Here is an 18,091-nt window from a genome sequence, read left to right as displayed (position 1 = left end):
CGAGCAAAGGAGAACGTCCGTGCACGACCCCGGGCCACCCCTGATCGAAGCCCGCGCCCTGTCCGCCGGATACGGCACCCAACCCGTCGTACGCGACCTCGCCCTGGAGGTCCGCCCCGGCGAGATCGTCGCCCTGCTCGGCCCCAACGGCGCGGGCAAGACCACGACACTGCGGGTGCTCTCGGGCGACCTGGCCCCGATGACCGGCGAGGTGCGCTGGCTCGGCGACAACGGCCGCGCACCGCTGCACCGCCGCGCCCGCCAGGGCCTCGCGTACGTCGGCGAGCGGGCCGTCTTCACCCGGCTCGACACCGCGGACAACCTCCGCGTCGGACGAGTCGCGACCCAGCAGGCCCTGGAGCTCTTCCCCGAGCTCGAGAAACGACTGAAGACCGGCGCGGGCATGCTGTCCGGCGGCGAGCAGCAGATGCTGTCGCTGGCCCGCGCGCTGTGCCGCGCCCCGAAGCTGCTCCTCGCGGACGAACTGTCCCTCGGTCTCGCCCCGATCGTGGTCGACCGTCTCCTGCGCGCGGTGCGCGAGGCGGCCGACCGCGGCCTCGGCGCGCTGCTGGTCGAACAACACGTCCGCAAGGTGCTGGACATCGCGGACCGCGTGTACGTCCTGCACCGCGGCCGCATCACCATGACCGGCACCCCGCAGGAACTGCGCGGCGATCTGGACGCGATCGAATCGTCCTACCTCGCCGAAAAGACGACTGCCACGACTGATTGAGGTGGGTGCTGTGCTCGGCACACGCGAACAGATCCGCTCCCTGGTCCGGTCCGCCGACCCCTTCGACCAACCCGCCGACGACCTGAAGGAGCTGCAACTCGAAGCCGCCCGGGAGGCCTTCGCCGTCCACCGCGAGCGCATCCCGCTGCTGCGCACCCGGGCGCAGGAGAGCGGCCTACACGAGATCACAGGACTCGACGACCTCGTACCGCTGCTGTTCTCCCACACCAGCTACAAGTCGTACCCCCTCTCCCTCATCACCGCCGGCCGGTGGGACCGGCTGCTGCGCTGGTACACGACCGTGTCCTCGGTCGAGGCGGACGACGTCGACCTGGACGGCGTCCGCGACATCGACGAGTGGACCGAGCGCATCACGGCCGCCGGACACCGGCCCTACATCACCAGCGGCACCTCCGGGAAGGTGTCCTTTCTCAACTGCGACGCGAGCGACCTGAGATTTCTCCGCGACATCCTGGAGCACCTCACCTGCTGGCCCGATCCGCTCCCGCCGAAGCCCGCCCGCCGCGGCTACCTGCTCGCGCCGGCCAGCGGCCCGATGCGCTCCATCGACGGATTCCGGTGGCACGCGGACGTCTTCGCCCAGCCGGGCCGGACCCGGCTGCTCACCGAGGACCCGATGCGGGTCGCCGAGCTGATGAGCAGCGCGCTGCTGCGCCGCCGGATGGCCGAAGGCAGCGCGACCCCGCAGGAGATCAGCTCCTTCGAAACCGCGTCGGAGGCCTGTGAGGAGGAGTTGGGCGCGGCCATGGCCCAGATCGTCGACGACATCGCCGCGCACCGCGACGAGCCGCTGCTGATCGCCGGGATGAACAACCAGCAGTTCACGCTGATCCAGGCCCTGCGAGCCCGCGGCGTACCCGACGGAAGCCTGCACCCCGACACCCTCGTGCTCAGCGGCGGCGGCAACAAGGGCCGCGCGCTGCCCGACGACTACCAGACGCAGTTCGCCGCCTTCTACGACGGCGTACGGCGAGTCCGCAGCTACGGCATGACGGAGCTCCAGGGGTCCTGTCTCGCCTGCGAGAAGGGCAACTACCACCTACCGCCATGGGTGATCCCCCTCGTCCTCGACGCGCCGGGCGAGACACTCCTGAACACGGAACACGGCGTCGTGGAGGGCCGGTTCGCCTTCCTGGACGTCTCCCTCTCCGGCCGCTGGGGCGGGCTGATCAGCGGCGACCGGGTCTTCGTGGACTTCTCCCCGTGCGACTGCGGCAGAGCGGGACCGACGGTCCTGCCCGACATCCGGCGCTACGGCGACCTCGGCGGCGACGACAAGATCACCTGCGCCGCGACACTCGACTCCTATGTGCGGGGGATGATCCACGGATGAGGCCCACGACAACGGCAGCGGACCCAGTGGCGGTCGCCCATGTGATCCGCGGCGAGGTCGACGCCGGTCCGCACACCACCCACGGCCGCGCGGACACCGCCTTCACCGCACCCGCGCTCGACCTGGACCGCCTCGTGTGGCCCCGCACCGAACCCGGCCCCGCCTTCCATGTGCCCGTCGCGGAGATCGTCGACCTGCTGGTGGAGACCGGCGAGGCCCTCAGAGCGGACCGCGAGGGCCTGCTCGCCGAAGCCCTGGACCGCATGGTCCGGGTCAGCCCGCTCCCCGCGGAGGTGCTGGAGCGCGCCTACGCCGTGCTGTGGCGCACCTTCCAGCGCCCCGGCCTGTACGCGCAGATCGACCACGAACTCGGTGGCGCGGACGTGCTCGACGGCTGGCGCGAGGTGCGGCTGCCCGAGGGCCGTACCGCGGCGACCCGTGCGTTCCCGCCCCGTCTCGTGCACATCATCGCCGGCAACGCCCCCGGCGTCGCCGCGATGTCCGTCGTGCGCGGAGCCCTCACCAAGGGCGTCAACCTGCTGAAGCTGCCCTCCAACGACCTGTTCACGGCGACCGCGATCCTGCGCACGATGGCCGGCGTGGCCCCCGGCCACCCGGTGGTCCGCTCCTTCTCGGCGGTGTACTGGCGCGGCGGCGACGAGACGGTCGAGAGCGTCCTGTTCCGCCCGCAGTTCTTCGACAAGCTGGTCGCCTGGGGCGGCGAGGCCACCATCCGCGGGGCGCTGAAATACGTCGGTCCGGGGTTGGAGCTCGTCTCCTTCGACCCCAAGACCTCCATCTCGCTGATCGGCCGCGAGGCCTTCGGCTCGCCGCAGTCGCTGGCACTGGCAGCCGACGCGGGCGCCGTGGACGCCACGTTCTTCAACCAGCAGGCGTGCGTGGCCAGCCGCTTCCAGTTCGTCGAAGGCACCGAGGAGGACGCCGACCGCTACGCCGCGCTGCTGTGCGAACGCCTGGGAACAGCACGGGAGTTCAGCTCGGCCGACGGCCCGAAGGTCCCCGGGGAGCTCCGTGAGGAGATCGACGTCCTGCGGTCGTTGATGCCCGACTACCGGGTGTGGGGCGGCTACGAGGGGCGAGGCCTGGTCATCCGCTCCCCGGAGCCGGTGGACTTCCACCCCGACGGGAAGATCGTCAACGTCGTCCCGGTGGCCGCACTCTCCGAAGCCGTCACGCACGCCGGGGTGGCCACCCAGACGGTCGGCGTGTACCCCGACGCCCGCAAGGCGGAACTGCGCGACGCCCTCGCCTGCGCCGGCGTACAACGTGTGGTCTCCCTCGGCAGAGCCGGCGGCATGCCGCCGGGCCTCTCCCACGACGGCTTCTACCCCCTGCAACGGCTCATGCGCTGGGTGAACGACGAGTGATCCCGAAGGCCCCGAAGGCCCCGAAGGCGGCGAGGCCCCCGGCGGCTCAGTGCGTTGTGGCAAACCGGATCTTGTTCGAGGTGTGCGGCGTGGGTGATCATTCGGACAGAGGTGCCGGTGGGGTCGCGGCATGAGGAAACGGGCCTCCCGGTAGTGACGTGGTTGTTGAAGCCCGTCACGGTCAAGGAGACCCGTTGTCCGGACAGTTGACCATTTCCGCTGCGCCCGCGTCCATCACGGCCACTCCGGAGTGTGACTGCTGTGTGCACCGGTTCGGTTCGATCGCTCCGGGGAGGCGGGCAGGCTGCTATCCGGCCTGGCTGCTCAAACGAGGTGGGCGTCCGGAGGCGTATTGCCACCGAGAGATGCTCGACGCTGTGCGTTATCTGGTCGACAACGGTGTGAAGTGGATGGCCGTCCCGGTCGATTTCCCGTACTGGCGGGCGGTCTATGACTTCTTCCGCCGCTGGCGGACCTACGACTATGTACGGGAACTCTACGAGCGCCTGCGCCGGACGGCGAGGGAGCGCACGGGCCGCAATGCCGAGCCCAGTGCCGTGATCGCCGGGCTCATGAGAGCACGTCCGTGGTGTCGGCCCTTCTTGTCGTTCCGGGCGGTGTCAGTGGCCGGTTCGTGCGAGGACATCGTCGAGGGTCTCAGCCTGTCGGAGGGGCCTGAAGTGGACGTGGCCGTCGGGATCGACGCGCACTCCGTGGACGGCGGGGTCGGGCAGGCTGTTGTAGTGGAACGGGGTGGAGGAGTAGTACGCGCCGGTGTCCAGGAGGGCGACGATGTCGCCCTCGGCGAGCAGGGGCAGCGGGCGGGCCTCGGCGAGCAGGTCGCCGGCGAAGCAGCAGGGGCCCGCGATGTCCTGGGGCACGGGTTCGCCTTGCTTCAGGGTCCCGTCGGGGCCGTGGGCGGTGAGGCGCAGGGGCCAGGCGGTCGGCATGAACACGGTCCGGGTGGCGATCTGGGCACCGGCGTGGGTGATTGCGATCGGGCGTCCGCCGGAGACCTTGGTGTATTCCACGCAGGCGGCGGTGAAGCCGTTCTTGGCCAGCAGGGATCGTCCGAACTCGGTGACGATCTGGTATTCGCCGGTGAACAGGGCCGGGGCATGAGTCTGGAGAGTGGCGACGTAGTCGTCGAAGCCGGGGGTCGTCTCGTCGTCGGCGAAGTTGACGGGGAGTCCGCCGCCGATGTCGATGCCGATCACTTGGCGTCGGCCACAGGTTGAGTTGACCTCGTCGGCGAAGGCCACGGCCTTCGCGATGCCCTGGGCGATCAGTTCGAGCGGGCAGCCCTGCGATCCGACGTGCGCGTGGACCCATGTCAGCCATGGCCGTTCACGGTAGGCGGCAAGGAGCCGCTGCCGATTTCCGTCGTCTTCCAGCGCGATGCCGAATTTCGAGGTCGCGGTGGCCGTGCTCATCTCTGCGATTCCACCGCCACCGACCTGGGGATTGAGGCGGACGCCGAGCCGGGAGGCGGGGGCGGACTCGGAGGTGGCGCCGGGGGCCTCCGCGAGGATCTCGTCGATGCGGGCGAGTTCCTGGAAATTGTCCGCGTTGACCGCGACGCCCAGTTCAAGGGCCTGGCGAAGGTCGGAGCGGGTCTTCGCGGGCGAGTCGTAGACGATCTGTTCCGGCGCGAAGCCGGCGGCCAGCGCCTGCGCGAGCTCTCCCGGACTGGCCACCTCGCAGCCCATGCCGAGGTTGCGCAACTCCGCCAGTACCGGCACCAGACAGTTCGCCTTCGCCGCGAAGGTGTGCAGGGCGTTCACCGAGTCCGGAAACGCCTTGTGCAGTGCCGCGACACTCGCCGCCACGCCGTCGAGGTCGACGAAGGCGGCCAGGGTGGCGCTGTTGGGTTCGACGAGACGATCCCGCACGGCCGCACGCAGGATGCGTTCGCGCCGCTCGCCTGCTGGGGAGTTCGTCATGCGGAAACGGTCCTTTCCTGGTCGCGATCAGCCGCGTACCGGGCAGACCACGAGATGAAATCCTCGAAGAGCCTGCGGTGGGCAGGTTGACCGGTCAGCTCCTCCGGGTGGTACTGGACGCCGGTGATCCACCGGTCGGGGTCGGCCGACTCGACGGCTTCCACGATGCCGTCCTCGGCCCTGCCGACCACTCGTAGGGCCGGTGCGGGCCTGGCGATGGCTTGATGGTGCAGGCTGTTGACCCGGAGGAGTCGTGCTCCGGACAGTCCGGCGAGGCGGGAGCCGTCTTCGAGCCGAAGTTCATGCGCTTCCGCGTCCAGAGGAAGATCCGGTAGGTGGGAGACGTCGCCCGGCTCCAGGTGCTGGATCAGGCTGCCGCCCAGGGCGACGTTGAGGATCTGGCAACCGCGGCAGATGCCGAGTACGGGCATTCCCAGGCGGACTGCACGGTGAATGGCGGCGATCTCCAGTGCGTCGAGGTCCGCGTCGATGACTGTCTCGGGCCGCGGGTCCTCCCCGAATTGGCGGGGGTGAGGGTCGGGCGCACCGATTCCGCCGGGCAGCAGCAGGCCGTCGACGCGTTCCATCACGTACTGGACGGCGGCGATGTCGATTCCGGGCACGATGACGATGGGTATGGCGCCCGCATTGGTCAGCACCCGTACTGAGTTCTCCGTCAGTCTCAGGACGGATGGACGGTCGGGCAGGTCCCGGCCGACCGTCACCGCGATCAGGGGCCGATGGGCATTGTCAGACACGGAGTTGTTGCCTCTCGTCGGGGCGTCGGGGCGTCGGGGCGTCGGGGCGTCGGGGCGTCGGGGCGTCGGGGCGTCGGGGCGTCGGGGTGGCACACGTGATCGATCTAAAGGACGCTGTCGAGGAATGCCCTCGTGCGCTCGTGCCGCGGATCGTCGATGACACGGGACGGCGCGCCGGACTCGACGACGATGCCGTCGTCCATGAAGACCACCTGGTCCGCCACCTCGCGGGCGAAGCCGATCTCATGGGTGACGACGATCATCGTCATTCCGCTCTTCGCGAGGTCGCGCATCACGCTCAGCACGTCACCGACGAGTTCGGGGTCCAGCGCGGAGGTCGGCTCGTCGAAGAGCATCAGCTTCGGTTCCATGGCAAGCGCGCGTGCGATGGCGACCCTTTGCTGCTGGCCTCCTGACAGATGGGCCGGATAGGCGCCGGCGTGGTCGGTGAGGCCGACCCGCCGCAGCAGTTCCATGCCGCGCGACCGGGCGTCCGCGCGGCTGTGGCGGGCCACTCCGATCGGGGCCTCGGTGATGTTCTCCAGGGCCGTGAGGTGGGGGAACAGGTTGAACCGCTGGAAGACCATGCCGATGCTGCGGCGCTGAACCGCGATCTGCTTCGGCTTCATCTCCCGGGCACGCCCCTTACGAGAGGGGTACTCCTCGTAGCCCATCAACTCGCCGTCGACATAGATACGGCCGCCGTCGACCTTCTCCAGGTGGTTGATGCAGCGCAGGAAGGTCGACTTGCCCGAGCCCGACGGCCCGAGCAGACACATCACCTCCCCGCGCCGGACTTCGAGGTCGATGCCCTTGAGCACGTGGTGGGCGCCGAAGTGTTTGCGTACGTTTCTGGCCTCGACCAACGGGCTCGGGGTCATGAGTCCGCCTCCGTCCTGGCGTTCCGGGGATTGGTGTGAGCGACCTGTGCAACGCGGGTCCGGATCCGCGTGGCCGTGCGCCGGGCCTGCTGCCAAGGCGTGGTGGGCAGGCTGCGGCCCGCACCGCGGCCGTAACGGCGTTCGAGGTAGTACTGAGGTACGGACAGCACCGAGGTGAGGACCAGGTACCAGGCGCTCGCGACGATCAGCAGCTCGACCTGGCTGAGGTTCTGCGCGGAGATCCAGCTCGCTCGCGTGTAGAGCTCCGGCACCGCGATCAGCTGGAGCAGGGCGGTGTTCTTGAGCATCGAGATCGTCTCGTTGCCCATCGGCGGGATGATCACCCGCATCGCCTGGGGCACGATGATGCGCCGCAAGGTGTACGCGGGTGACATGCCCAGCGAGTGAGCCGCTTCGACCTGGCCGTGGTCGACGGAGAGCAGACCCGCGCGGACGATCTCGGAGGCGTAGGCGGCTTCGTTCATCCCGAGCGCCAGCAGGCCGGCAACGAACGGGGTCACGATCGTGTTGGTGTTCGCGGAGAAGAAGTGGACCGAGGTGAACGGAACACCAAGGCTGATCTTCTCGTACAGCAGGCCGAGATAGCCCCAGAAGACGATCTGGACGAGCAGCGGGGTGCCCCTGAAGAACCACGTGTAGCCCCAGGAGACCACGCGCAGCACTGGGTTCGCGGAGAGTCGCATCACGGCGAGCGCGACGGCGAGGGCTGTCGCCAGCAGCATCGAGCAGGCGGTGAGGCCCACCGTGAGCAGGACGCCTTGGAGGATCCGCCCGTCGAAGAGGAAGTCGGCGATGGTGGCGTGGTCGATGTTCTGGTTGCTCCAGAGGGAGACCACCCACCCCACGCACAGGACGACCAGTGCGGCTGCGGCGATCCAGCGCCCCGGGTGGCTCCTGGGCGCGGCGGCCACGTCGTGTGTCCCGGCGGGGGACTTCACAGTCATGTCCGTGGCGCTCATCCGGCGTTGATCTTCGCAGTGGTGACGCCGTACGACGACAGACCGTACTTCGTCAGGATCTTGCCGTACGTGCCGTCCTCGATAACCGCGGTCAGCGCCGCCTGGAGGGCCAGGACGAGGTCGTGGTCCTTGCGGAGAACTCCGATGCCGGTGAAGACCGGTGCGTAGCCGGTGGGGTGCGCGGCGTCGTGGACGACCTCGAACTGCTTGCCGTTGCCGGCCGTCCGGGCGGTGTACTCGGCGACCGCCGCGTCGAGGACGTCGGCGGTGCCCTTGCCCGCGCGGACGGCGACCAGGGAGTCGCCCTCGGTGGGCAGCTCGACCACGGTGATCGGCTTCTTGCCGGCGGCCTTGCAGCTCGGGGCCTGCGCCCTCATGAGGTCGGCCTGTGTGGTGGCCTTGGCGACCGTGACGGACTTGCCGCACAGGTCCAGCACGCTGCGGATCTTCTCGGGGTTGCCCTTCTTCACGATGATGTCCATGCCGGCGTGGAAGTAGTCGACGAAGTACAGGCTCTTCTGCCGTGCCGGGGTGTCGTTCATCCCGTACATGATGATCTCGTGCTTGCCGGACTGGAGCGACGGGATGATGCTGTCGAACGCCTGATTGGTGAAGGTGAAGGGGACGTCGAGCTTGGCTCCGAGCGCCTGCCCCAGGTCGTAGTCGAATCCGGTGAACTTCTGCTGGGAGTCGAGCATTTCCATCGGCGCGTAGACGCCGCTGGCCACGTTGATCCCGTTCTTGAAGCGTGCGGGCAGCAGCTTTGCGACCGCCGCATCGGCGGCGACCGGTGCGGCAGCCGCCTTGCCCCCGTCCGTCGCGGAGCCGTCGGTCGCGCCCCCGCCGCTACAGGCGGTGAGGAGCATTGCCATGGTCGTCGCGGCAACGGCGGTGACGAGATGAGTTCTGGCCATGCGCGTCTCCATTCGGTCAGTCGGACGTGTGGTCCGGGGCGGGGTGTTGCGGCGATTCTGCATTCCGCCCGTACCGGGGGTCCTAGTCCGAATGGTCTAGGATCTGGCCATGTCGCTGTCCGATCGGCCAAACAGCAGGATCTTTACCGTCCGTCACCTCGTCGACAGCATCGGAGCGCCGATCCTCAATGCGCTGACCGCGCTGACCGCGCCGGGCGCGCTGGCACAGGCGGTGCGGGGCACCGTTCTCCACGACCCCGCCGACCCGCTGCCCCCCGGGCGTGACCAGGTACTGCTGATGCCGGGGCTGCTGGCCGATCAGCCCGCGGCAGCCGAACTCGTACGGGAAGCGGCCCGCCTCGGGTACAGCGCCATGGTCGTCAAGCTGAGGGGGGCGAAGGGCACCGGGCTGGTCACCGAGGCCGAGAGCAGCGGCCTCACCCTGCTGGCGGCGGCAGACGAGGTCTCCTGGCGCCACCTCGACGCGTTGCTGCTCTCCGTCCTGGGGTCGCAAGGCGTCGGCGGCGGATCGGCGGCGGACAGCGGAGACGGCCTTTTCGCTCTGGCGAACGCAGTCAGCGCCGTCGTCGGCGGGTCCGTGGCGATCGAGGACCTGGACCGACGGGTAATGGCCTACTCGTCATCTCCCGATCAGCGCATCGACTCCCTGCGCCGCGAAGGAATTCTCAGCCGCCGGGTCCCGGAGATCGACCACAATTTGGAGCGTTATCGCGTCCTGCTCGGCTCCGAAGGCGTGGTCCGCTTCCCCGAGGCCCTCGGCGCCCTGCCACGAGCAGCCATCACCATCAGGGCCGGCGCCCAGCCTCTCGGCACCATCTGGGCGATCGAAAGCCCCGGCGGCATCGGCGCCGACGGAGAACGAGCTCTGATCGACTGCGCACGACTGGCCGCACTGCACATTCTCCGCAACCGCAACGCGAGCGAACTCGAACTCCAAAAACGCGAGAGCGCGCTCCTGGGCGCGTTGGAGGGCCTGTGGCCCACCAACGAGACCAGCTTCCGTCTGTCCATCCCGCCAGGAGCCGAACTCGGCCTTGTCGGATTCGCGGCCTCCGCCGACGCCAGGGGTCTCCTCGCCCTGACAGCCCACCTCGGGCACGCCCTGACCCGCTACGTCGTGCCCGTTCGCCCCGACGCGAGCATCGCCACGACATCCCGCGCCATCTACGTCCTGCTGCCCGGCGGCGGCTCCGTGGCCGCGACCCGCCTCGCCAAAGGCGCGCTCACCTCGATCCGCGGCTCGTGCGGCGACGTCGTACGCGCGGCAATCGCCCCTGCTGACCCGGATCCGGCAAGTCTGCCCGCGATGCGCCGCGAGACAGACGACATTCTCCGCGTGACCATCGCCCACCCGGACGCACCGCCCGTCGCCACCCTCGACGACGTGCGCGCACGGCTCCTGCTGGCCCGCGTCGGCGACGAACTCAGCCACGAACCACGCCTGAAACACCCCGGTGTCGCCCTGATGGCCGCTCATGACACCGAGAACGGAACGGACTTCGTCGCCTCGATCCTCGCCTGGCTGGAAGCGGTGGGCAACGTCGCCGAAGCCGCGGCACGCCTGGGCGTGCACACGAACACCCTCCGCTACCGCCTGCGGCGCACCGGCGAACTCTTCGGCCTGCCCCTGGAACAGCCCGACGACCGACTCGCGGTGTGGCTCCAACTGCGCCTTCTCCAGCGCTGAACCGACCATCACCCCGCGACGCGTGGCGCACTGGGCGGATATCGAAGCCCCGAACGGCAGCGCGTGATCGGTCCAAGACCATTGGGCTGGCGCCCGCAGCAGGATCGCAAGCTGGGACACTCTCCGCCCGGTTGACGATCTGGTGGGCCTGGACGGCATAGCCGCCTGCAAGGGCGTAGCCCAAGTCGTCGGCGAGCGCGTCGAGCCCGACGCGGATCAGTCGGCAGTGCAACTCGTCCACTACGCCGCGGCCGCCGCAGGTGCGAGTTCGGGGAAGCGGGCCTGCCAGGCCGCACGGACGGGGGTGTTCACGAGTACGTGTGACCAGCAGTCTCGCGGAGGGCTGAAGATCTTTCCCCGTCCGGCGAGTGATCGTTTCCCGTGAGAGAAGGCGAAACAGGGCGTCAGGTGTGAACCGCGTACAGGAAATCGTCCCGGCTGCCGATGTACACGGTCCCGTCCGCCACCGCCGGCGACGACTGGCGAGCGGCTCCGGTCTCCTGCTTCCAGCGTTCCTCCCCGGTGGCCGCGTCCACGGCCCACAGGTACCAGCCGTTGCTGCCCATGTACACCGTCCCGTCGACGGCCGCGGGCGTGGACCACGTTGGATCGCCGAAGGGGCGCTCCCGCCGCTGTTCACCGCTGGCGGCGTCCAGTGCGATCAGGCCATGGTCACGGCCGACATAGACGGTGCCGTCGGCCATCGCCGGCGTCCGGTAGAGCATGCCCCCGCCGGGCACCCTCCACAGCGTTCTGTCACCCACCTCGACACCAGCCATCGTTTACCCCTTCCGACAGCACCGTCCGCCCTTGGGTGTTCGCCTGACGCTCTGCGGGCGACCACACCGCGGAAGCCAGCAACGTACCGAACCCTGACATGTCGCGTTTGAGCGAGCGCAACCGTGAATCCACGTAATCCCAGAGCCCGTTGGCCGCGCCCGGCCTCGCAGCTCGGGTCCCGGCAGCGGCATAGCCGACGCGGGCGGTGAACTCCTGACCCGGCGTTGTGGGACGGCGTCCTCAGCCGGCGCGGCTTGCCCACCCACCGCCGGACGAACCGCGCGGGCGCGCCGTCCGCGAGGTTCGGGCCACAGGTCGGTCTGGCACGCACGTCGCGCGGGTTCCCGGCATCCGTCCCGTTGCTCCGCGCGATGGGGGACGGGTTGTGGCCGAACGCGCTCACTGTCATGTGAGCGGGAGGCTGAGGACTCCGCAGTCGTGTCCGACGATCAGGTCCGGGCCCGCTGTGGCCAGACAGGTGAGCGCCACGTCCAGGGCGATATGCCCCACCGCGCCGGTCTCTGGTTCCCACATCCGCAGCCGGTGACCGTGCCGGGTGCCGGCGACCAGGACCGTGCGGCCGCCGTGCAGGGTGGTGGCGGTGATGACCGGCAGGCCGGCGGTGCCAGTGGAGACGGGCAGACCGTCGCCGATCGGGGCACCAGTGGCCGGGTCCCACAGCATGACCACGCCGCGGTCGTCTCCCGTGGCCAGCACCGTTCGGTCGGGTGTGGGCACCACCGCCACAGCCGCCACACGGTGGTCGGCATCGGCGAGGGCACCTGCGCTCAGTTGCACGGCCGCGCCTTTTTCCCAGGGGTCGTCGACGGCTGGATCCCACACGTGAAGGCGGCCGGCGGTGTCCGAGGCCGCGATCAGCGTGTGGCCGGCGGAGATCGGGACGGCGGCGATCGACTGGATCGGACTGCCATAGGGGTTGAGGCGGCCGACGCACTCACCGGTATCCGGATCCCACAGGCGGACCGCGCCTCGGGGGGTGGCGGTGACGAGCAGGGTGCGGCCGTCGGGGACGGTCGCGGCACACATTCCGCCGCCAGCCCCGGGCAACGATCTTCGAAGCTCCTCGTGCACGTGTCGTCGGCCCCGGGATCCGGGCCCCGAGGAGACGGCGTACCTGGCATTCTGGTCGCATCGGGCCACGTCGGCGGGGGTGTGCGTAGACGTGCGTATTTCGCTACGGGAAATTTCTTCGGCGTAAGCGCCCGGACGGTCGACGAGGGTGGCGTGGCTACCATGCCGGTTGTGTCTGGTGAACTCCATAGAAGTGGGTCGGCCCGTGAAGTCGCTGCGGCGAGTGGGTGGTTGACCGATCCTGGATGGCTGGTGCACGGCGACCCGGAGGTGATCCTCGCGGGCCTGGACGGCGCTGCCTCGCAGGAGGAGGAGCTGCTGGCGGCCGCGGTGTACCGGGCGTCGGGGCATGTGCACCGTGATGCCCATGCGGGGGTGCGGCGGCAGGTACTGGCGCTGGACGCCGCCCGGTTTGGGAACCGGGAGCTGGCGGGAAACATCGCCAAGGTCGCAGTCCGCCAGGAAATGGATGACCCCTGGGTCGTACAGTGGGCGACCGGCGGCGACCTGGACTCCCGGCTGCGGTACGCGTTGCCTGTACCGGCCAAGGTGGGTGTGTTGGCGACCGTGGTCGTGGAGGGCCGTGGTCTCGCTGTCGCCGGTTGCGAGGACGGCACGCTGCACAGGTGGGATCTGGCGACGGGCAGCCGACTCGGCAGGGCCGTGTCCGCTCACACCAGCGCCGTAGGGGCTCTGGCAACAGCGGTGCTGGACGGTCGTCCCGTCGCCGTCACCAGCGGCTACGACAAAACCGTTCGGGTGTGGGACCTGGCGGGGGGAGGACTGCTCGGTGCGTGCCACGTCGACGATGATTCCTGGGTGAAATCGCTTGCCACGGGACTGGTCGGGGGCCGGCCGGTCGTGGTCGGCGCCTGCGTCGACGACGTGGTGAGAGTGTGGGATCTGGCCACCCTCTCCCAGCACAGTGAGCCGTTGACCATGCACACCGGCTTTGTGTCCGCTCTGGCGACGGCGGTGCTGTACGGCCATCCCGTCGCTGTCACCAGCCACTCCAAGGAACTTGGGGCGACGGACCTGATCACGGGGGAGGAAACCGTCCGGGTGTGGGACCTGGTCACGGGAAGGGAGTTCGCCGCCCTCGGCAACCCTCCCGAGGGGCCTCCCGTGCTCGCGGACCAGGCATACGACCGGACGATGGAAGACGGCGGTGACGGCGATGGGGAGATAGGGCGCTGCGCCAGTCTGGACATCAACGCCAAGGCGCACTTTCTGGTGACCGATCCGGCGTCCGAGTGCCCGATGGCCGTCAGTGCCAACGCCTACGAGGTGCACGTCTGGAACCTGGCCACGCGCGAGCAGGCCGGTGAGCCCGTCGCGGCCATGCCCGTGGAAACTGCGGCCGTGCTGGTGCTCCACGACCGCCCCGCCGCCCTCGTCGCATACGCCCATGGGCCGGTCGAGGTGTGGGATCTGTCCACCCTCCGGCATCTGCGCCCGCCGCTGACGGGGCACGAGGCGGCCGTGCGGGGAGCGGTGACGGCGGTGCTGAACAGGCGTCACCTCGCCGTCACCGGCAGCGACGACGGATCGGTTCGGATCTGGGACCTCGACGGTGAAGCGGAGACGGGTAACCGGCTGACCGGTAACGCCGGCCCCGTAAGAGGGGTCGCGACGGCCGTCGTGGACGGCAGTCACGTCGTCGTCACCGGCGGCTCGGACACGGAGGTCCGGTTCTGGGACCTCGACGGCAAGGGACAGCTCAGTGAGCCCCTGCCCCCCACACCACCGCCGTGGACCTGCTGACGGTCGGGACGGTGGACGGACGGCCTACCCTCCTCACGCGCGACAAGCGCAAGACGGTGCGGGTCTGGGACCTGACCACCCGGGAAGAGCTGCACGGACGGTCGACCAGCGAGTACACCAGCCCGTCCATCAAGTTCTTCGCGGCAGTCGATGGCCGCTTCGTCGGTGTGACCGGGGAAGGCCGCGTCTGGGACCTGACCGCGAGTCAATGGATGGGAGTGCAGCCGCGGCAACGAGGCGCTCTGGCCCTGGAGACGCTGGAAGGCCGCAGCGTCATTCTCACCAGCCACAGGACGGAAGGAGTCCATCTGTGGGACCTGGCCACGGGGGAACTGCTGGCACCGCCGCTGACGGGACACACCAGTGGGGTGTCCGCGGGGGCGACCGGCACGCTGGACGGTCGCCCTGCCGTCGTCGCCGGCGGCGACCGAACCGTGTGGATGTGGGACGCGAGCACAGGGCAGCAGATCGGTGCGTACGCCTTTCCCTCACGGATCAGGGGACTGACGGTCGCGCCCGACGGGCGGCTGGTGGTCTGCTTCGGCGCGGACATAGCGGTCTTGACCCATCGCTACTGACCTCGTCGCGCGATATGTGCCGCGATGGTGTCCCGCCGCCAGATGGTGTTAGCCGATCAAGCAAGCGGAACGTGCAGGTCGCGCTCCTGACCGCCGTCGGCGGCGACCTTGCCCAGGCGTTCGACGCTGCGGAGGACACCGGCTTCGTCCTCGCATGGCAGGGCTGGGTGGAGAACGGGCCGCGACTGCGGCAGGGAAGGAGATCTGATCGATGGGACGCATGACCAACCCATATCTGCCCGACACGGACCGAGGAGCACTGATCGTCCTCGACACCGACCAGCTTGAACTGGCCGGCTTCCCTGACGGGCGCGTGTTCAGGATGCTGCACACGACGGCCAACCTGCACGGGCACACCCTCGCGGTGCCCCAGACGGTGGCGATCGAGCACCTCGCGCACCACCACTTCGAGGCCCAGCAGCTGACAGGGCGTTCATCGGAAGACGCTGTCCGCCGCCGACGTGAGGCACTCCACGCGTTCTTCACGATCCTGCCGACGCCCGAAGGCGCCGCGGAGGAGGCCTCGGACCGAGTGGCCGAACGCCGTCTCCCCGCCCGAGCCGCATCGGTCGACGGAGACGTCGGCAAGGCCGAAGCCCAGGGCATCCGGGACACCGTGGTCTGGCTGACCCTGCTCGCCGCTTTCGAAGACCGGAACCAGATGCTCTGGTTTCTCTCTGGTAACCAGGACTTCGCCGCGCGCTCCCTGTTTCACCCCGATCTGCGTGCAGAAGCAGAACAGCGTCTGGGCACGGACAGATCACTTCTACTGGGTCTGTTCAAGGACGGCATTCCCGCGCTGTTGAAGCGATGGGGTACCAGAGTGACGCTAGGTGACCAGAACTTGGACCTTCTGGTGCGGTCGGAGTCGGTTGTGCAGCAGGTGCGGGCCGTGATCACGGGGCCTGTGCGGCCTTTCGCCCCGGACTTCCCGGTGCCCGGCACGGGACTCCTGGCCTTTGACGGCCGGCTCGACAGACCTCGGGCCTATCAGGTCGACGACAGGCTGTGGGTGCCCATCCGAATCCGCTGGAGGGCCCACGGGGAGGAACACACGTGTTCCGGCTCCTCGTTCATCATGACGCGGGTGCTGCTGGAGGTCAGCGTCGAGCCGATGCTCGTGCTGGGCGTGACGGTTCTGGACGTCAGCACCGCCGAACCACCCGCTGCGAGAGAGCGGTATGAGACCTGATGCTCGATCGAGGCCCTGCACGGCGATGGCCGCGTTCCACGCGGCGAGATCCGCCTCGTGGACGGCGCCGGTCAGACCACGTTGTGGACGTTCGGGATATTCCCCAGGGGTTGGGAACTGCTGCCGGTTGACGGTGCTTGGGCACGCTTGAGCGTGCATGAGTGAGCGCTGCGGCTGCGGGGCGCGGATTCGATGGAACGGGAGTTCCGGCGTCGAATGCGTGACCTTTGCGGGAGAGGCTCGTTGGGTGCGGTGAGGGATCTGCGGCATCGGGCGGGGGTGAGGGCATGGGCGGGCTGGGCGAGGTGGCGGCGCCGTTTGTCGCTCTGGGCCCTTCTGGTGTGGCGATCCGGACCCGGCTGGGGGACCTCACGCCTGAGGATGAGAGGGTCCTGACGCTGGTGGGGGCGCACCTGGGCTCGCTGGCCTCGAGGGATCTCAAAGCGCGTTGCGTGGACGGCCTGGAGCACTCGAGCGAGACGTGGGCGGCCCGGAAGCGGGAGCTGACGGGCGAGGCGTCGTCCAGGTGGGCGGGCAGCATCACCAAGGCCACGCACGATCAGTGGGCGCTCGCCCGGCGCGGGCAGTCGGCTCACATCCAGTCCCTCGAAGCCGGCATCAGGACGCTTCGCACCGTCTTTCCCTGCCGGTCGGCCACAGGGGAACCAAGCGGGCTCCGGGCGGCTACCGGTCGGCGCACGAATGGTTTGGCAAGACACGCCGCCTGCACGTCCTCGAAGACCGGCTCGAACAGGTTCGGGCAGACCGCGAGGCCGGACGCGTCCGCGTGGCACGCGGCGGCAAACGCCTGCTGGGCGCCCGCCAACACCTCGACGCCGCCCAGCTCAGCGAGGCGCAGTGGCGTCAGCGATGGCAGACGGCGCGCTGGTTCCTGTCCGCCGACGGGGAATCGGGCAAGCGGTACGGCAACGAGACGATCCGCGTCACCCCGGACGGCGGGATCAGCGTCAAACTGCCCGCGCCGCTTTCCGGTCTGGCCAACGCCAAGCACGGCCGGTACGTCCTCGCCTGCACGGTGCGTTTCCCGCACCGAGGCGCCGAGTGGGCCGACCGCGTGGAAGCGAACCGCGCGGTGGCCTGCCGCATCCACTACGACGTACAGCGCGGGCGCTGGTACGTGGACGCCTCCTGGACCATCCCCGTCTCCCGGACCATCGCGCTGCGCACCGCACTCGCGCATGGCGTCATCGGCGTCGACACGAACGCCGATCACCTGGCCGCCTGGCGCCTCGACGAGCACGGCAACCCGGTCGGCCGTCCGCGCCGCTTCTTCTACGACCTGTCCGGCACCCGGGATCACCGCGACGCCCAGGTCCGCCACGCCCTGTCCCGGCTGCTGAACTGGGCCAAGACCTGCGGCGTCAATGCAATCGCCGTCGAAGACCTCGACTTCCAGGGCGAGAAGACGAGAGAGAAGCATGGGCGCAAGAAGCGCTTTAGGCAGCTCATCTCCGGCCTGCCCACCGGCAGGCTCCGCGCCCGGCTCACCTCCATGGCCGACGCCGCCGGAATCGCCGTCATCGCCGTGGACCCGGCCTACACCTCCCGCTGGGGCGCCCAGCACTGGCAGCGCCCCATGGCCTCGAAGACTGGCAAGACCACCCGTCACGATGCCGCGAGCATCGCGATCGGGCGACGCGCCCAAGGGCGCCCGATCCGGCGACGGACGGCACCGCCCCGTGCACACCAGAGCGATGTGCACGGGCATCGGACCGTCCAGGCCGGACCGGGAACCCTGGGGCGTGAGGGACTCCGCCCCCGCGTTCCCGGACCACGGACACGATCCGTGCCGCCGGACGTGGAGAGTACGCGGGCGACCAGGACACCCAAAACCGTTCGGGATGTCCGCAGTGACCAGGTATGGGTACAGCACTCACTCCCGCTCACTGATCAGGAACGGTAAGAAGCTGTTGTCCTTCCGGGTGTGAGCATTGAGTTTCCGCTGTTCAGGCATGGTTTCGGCGTTGCCGCGGGAGAGTTCGGGCGATCAGTTCGTTCTCGGTGA

Annotated in this window: 15 protein-coding genes and 2 pseudogenes; 10 read left to right on the top strand and 7 right to left on the bottom strand. The window is 69.3% G+C overall.

Going from position 1 to position 18,091, the window contains the following annotated elements; all coding sequences use genetic code 11:
- Positions 1–19: 19 nt before the first annotated feature.
- The 4 genes and pseudogenes from B5557_RS05245 to B5557_RS45640 form a co-directional block, all read left to right on the top strand.
- Entirely contained in the window at positions 20–733 is a 714-nt protein-coding gene (locus B5557_RS05245) for an ABC transporter ATP-binding protein (protein WP_079658009.1), read from the top strand.
- Positions 734–743: 10 nt separating this feature from the next.
- Complete coding sequence (locus B5557_RS05240) at positions 744–2,087, top strand: hypothetical protein (RefSeq protein WP_107472555.1); 1,344 nt, start codon at positions 744–746, stop codon at positions 2,085–2,087.
- Positions 2,084–3,475: an acyl-CoA reductase gene (locus B5557_RS05235; protein ID WP_079658007.1), complete on the top strand. Its 1,392-nt coding sequence runs from the start codon at positions 2,084–2,086 to the stop codon at positions 3,473–3,475. The genes B5557_RS05240 and B5557_RS05235 overlap by 4 nt, the downstream gene beginning before the upstream one ends.
- A 158-nt stretch (positions 3,476–3,633) precedes the next feature.
- A pseudogene (locus B5557_RS45640) lies at positions 3,634–3,957 on the top strand (transposase); the annotation flags it as partial.
- A gap of 138 nt (positions 3,958–4,095) precedes the next feature.
- Here B5557_RS45640 and B5557_RS05225 read toward each other — a convergent pair.
- From B5557_RS05225 to B5557_RS05205, 5 genes are all read right to left on the bottom strand, one after another.
- Positions 4,096–5,418, bottom strand: a complete 1,323-nt coding sequence (locus B5557_RS05225; RefSeq protein WP_079658006.1) for a diaminopimelate decarboxylase — start codon at positions 5,416–5,418, stop codon at positions 4,096–4,098.
- Positions 5,415–6,176, bottom strand: coding sequence for a gamma-glutamyl-gamma-aminobutyrate hydrolase family protein (locus tag B5557_RS05220; protein WP_159424330.1), 762 nt, complete (start codon positions 6,174–6,176; stop codon positions 5,415–5,417). Before B5557_RS05220 ends, B5557_RS05225 begins: the two co-directional genes overlap by 4 nt.
- A 104-nt stretch (positions 6,177–6,280) precedes the next feature.
- Positions 6,281–7,057, bottom strand: a complete 777-nt coding sequence (locus B5557_RS05215) for an amino acid ABC transporter ATP-binding protein (protein ID WP_079658004.1) — start codon at positions 7,055–7,057, stop codon at positions 6,281–6,283.
- The gene (locus B5557_RS05210; protein WP_231976261.1) at positions 7,054–8,022 is read right to left on the bottom strand and encodes an amino acid ABC transporter permease; all 969 of its coding nucleotides are present in this window, start codon (positions 8,020–8,022) and stop codon (positions 7,054–7,056) included. The genes B5557_RS05215 and B5557_RS05210 overlap by 4 nt, the downstream gene beginning before the upstream one ends.
- A gap of 11 nt (positions 8,023–8,033) precedes the next feature.
- On the bottom strand, positions 8,034–8,951 hold the full coding sequence (locus tag B5557_RS05205) for an ABC transporter substrate-binding protein (RefSeq protein ID WP_159424329.1): 918 nt from the start codon (positions 8,949–8,951) through the stop codon (positions 8,034–8,036).
- Positions 8,952–9,060: 109 nt separating this feature from the next.
- On the opposite strand from B5557_RS05205, the gene B5557_RS05200 reads away from it, so the two are divergent.
- Positions 9,061–10,659: a PucR family transcriptional regulator gene (locus tag B5557_RS05200; RefSeq protein ID WP_079658001.1), complete on the top strand. Its 1,599-nt coding sequence runs from the start codon at positions 9,061–9,063 to the stop codon at positions 10,657–10,659.
- A 404-nt stretch (positions 10,660–11,063) separates the two neighbouring features.
- On the opposite strand, the gene B5557_RS05195 is transcribed toward B5557_RS05200, so the two are convergent.
- A complete protein-coding gene (locus B5557_RS05195) occupies positions 11,064–11,438 on the bottom strand; it encodes an outer membrane protein assembly factor BamB family protein (protein WP_079658000.1) in 375 nt (124 codons plus the stop codon).
- 406 nt (positions 11,439–11,844) lie between these two features.
- The gene (locus tag B5557_RS05190) at positions 11,845–12,486 is read right to left on the bottom strand and encodes a WD40 repeat domain-containing protein (protein WP_231976260.1); all 642 of its coding nucleotides are present in this window, start codon (positions 12,484–12,486) and stop codon (positions 11,845–11,847) included.
- Positions 12,487–12,762: 276 nt separating this feature from the next.
- On the opposite strand from B5557_RS05190, the gene B5557_RS05185 reads away from it, so the two are divergent.
- The 5 genes and pseudogenes from B5557_RS05185 to B5557_RS05170 all read left to right on the top strand — a co-directional run bounded on the left by B5557_RS05185 (position 12,763) and on the right by B5557_RS05170 (position 17,989).
- Positions 12,763–14,295, top strand: coding sequence for a WD40 repeat domain-containing protein (locus tag B5557_RS05185; protein WP_159424328.1), 1,533 nt, complete (start codon positions 12,763–12,765; stop codon positions 14,293–14,295).
- On the top strand, positions 14,283–14,873 hold the full coding sequence (locus B5557_RS05180) for a WD40 repeat domain-containing protein (RefSeq protein WP_079657998.1): 591 nt from the start codon (positions 14,283–14,285) through the stop codon (positions 14,871–14,873). The genes B5557_RS05185 and B5557_RS05180 overlap by 13 nt, the downstream gene beginning before the upstream one ends.
- 71 nt (positions 14,874–14,944) lie before the next feature.
- Complete coding sequence (locus B5557_RS43535; protein ID WP_159424327.1) at positions 14,945–15,097, top strand: hypothetical protein; 153 nt, start codon at positions 14,945–14,947, stop codon at positions 15,095–15,097.
- Complete coding sequence (locus tag B5557_RS05175; protein ID WP_079657997.1) at positions 15,085–16,065, top strand: hypothetical protein; 981 nt, start codon at positions 15,085–15,087, stop codon at positions 16,063–16,065. The genes B5557_RS43535 and B5557_RS05175 overlap by 13 nt, the downstream gene beginning before the upstream one ends.
- Positions 16,066–16,352: 287 nt before the next feature.
- Positions 16,353–17,989: pseudogene (locus B5557_RS05170) on the top strand (IS200/IS605 family accessory protein TnpB-related protein).
- The last annotated feature ends 102 nt before the right edge of the window (positions 17,990–18,091 follow it).

This window comes from Streptomyces sp. 3214.6, assembly GCF_900129855.1.
Classification (GTDB): Bacteria; Actinomycetota; Actinomycetes; order Streptomycetales; family Streptomycetaceae; genus Streptomyces; species Streptomyces soliscabiei.
This window is presented reverse-complemented; position numbering and strand designations above follow the sequence as displayed.